This window comes from Kitasatospora sp. NPDC059795, assembly GCF_042732175.1.
GTDB lineage: Bacteria > Actinomycetota > Actinomycetes > Streptomycetales > Streptomycetaceae > Kitasatospora.
Genome location: NZ_JBHWID010000058.1, coordinates 1 through 1387 on the forward strand (window position 1 = coordinate 1; position 1387 = coordinate 1387).

Here is a 1387-nt window from a genome sequence, read left to right on the forward strand (position 1 = left end):
ACGGTCCTGGCCGTCGCGAAGATCACCGGGATCTCCAAACACGGCGACCGCTACGCCCTCGAAGGAGAACTGCAACGCGGCGACGACCGCGTCGGCCGCGCCACCCAGGTCCCGCACCTCTCCCGCAACCCCGTCACCTACATCTGAAGGGAGCGTTCCGGTGAGCGACTTCGACGCGATCGACTCCCTCCTCCACTCCGTCACCCCCCAGGCCGACCTCCCGGAACCCGAAGCCCGCCGCGCCCTGCGCGAGCAGGCTCAGCTGTCCAAGGCACAGGTGGCCCGCGCCCTCGGGGTGAGCCCGTCCACGGTCAGCGCCTGGGAGGCCGGCCGGGATCCGGCCGGCGAGGTACGCGCCAAGTACGCCTACCTCCTGGACGGATTGAGCGCCAAGCTCCTCACCGACACCACGCCCGAAACCGAGTCGGCGGTGGAGTCCACCGCTGTTCGCTCCGTTGATGCGGACGCTACGGCTGAGGCCGGGCCCGCTTCTTTCGCGTTCGAGGACGGGGACGAAGTCGAGGTACTCATGGCCCCGGAGCCGTGTGTGCTGTGCGGGCGTCCGGCCCGACAGCGAGTGGAGGGCTTCGCTCAGCACCTGGACCCCGCCGAATGCCAGGGCGGCGCAGTCGGGACGCCGCCGGCCCCGGCCGCCGACCGGCCCGCCCCGGCTGCCCCGAAGCCCTCCAAGCGTGCCAAGAGCCCGGCCCGCCGGGCGTTCCAGGAACCGTCGGGCCCCGGGGACTTGATCCACGCGGCCGTCGAGGGAGCACTCGCCGAGCACCAGGGCGACGTGGAAACGGCCACCGCGGCGCTGTTGAAGAAGGCGATCCCGGACGCCATGCGCCTGCTGGACGAAACCCGCAAGGGCGGACGGTACGACGTGATCGCCCACCCCTGGATTCCCGACATCCTGAAGAAGCAGACCTCCCGGGGCGCGGACCAGATCTGGGAGGCCCGCCCCAAATGGACCCGCGCCGAACTGCCACCCGGCGTTCATGAGGTGACGGCACTCGACGTCAACGGCGCTTATCTGTCCGCCCTCAAAACCCATCTGCCGCTCGGGCAATTGGAGCACACCACCGGCATGCCGCACGACCGCCGCCGCGCCGGAGTCCACCTGATCACCCCACCGGTCTGGGAGCACGACGCCGTGCTGCCCAACCCGATCGGCGAGCGCGACGAGCCCGGCCCCCTCTGGGTCACCGAACCCACCCTGCGGCTCCTGCTGCGCCTGTCCAGCCCGAAGCACGGCCTGTGCGAGGTGCCGGAAATCCACGAGTCCTACACTTCAGGAGCCACGGAGAACCTGCTGGAGAAGTTCCGCAGCACGCTCAAGGACGCCCGCGACACCGCCATCGCCGACAGTGACCCGGTCACCCTGGAG

At 70.5% G+C, this 1387-nt stretch carries 1 protein-coding gene; it reads left to right on the forward strand.

What is annotated here, in order from left to right; all coding sequences use genetic code 11:
* Positions 1 to 160 precede the first annotated feature (160 nt).
* Positions 161 to 1387: helix-turn-helix domain-containing protein (locus tag ACFV4P_RS35945; protein ID WP_380477689.1), on the forward strand; the 1227-nt coding region annotated here is incomplete at its 3' end.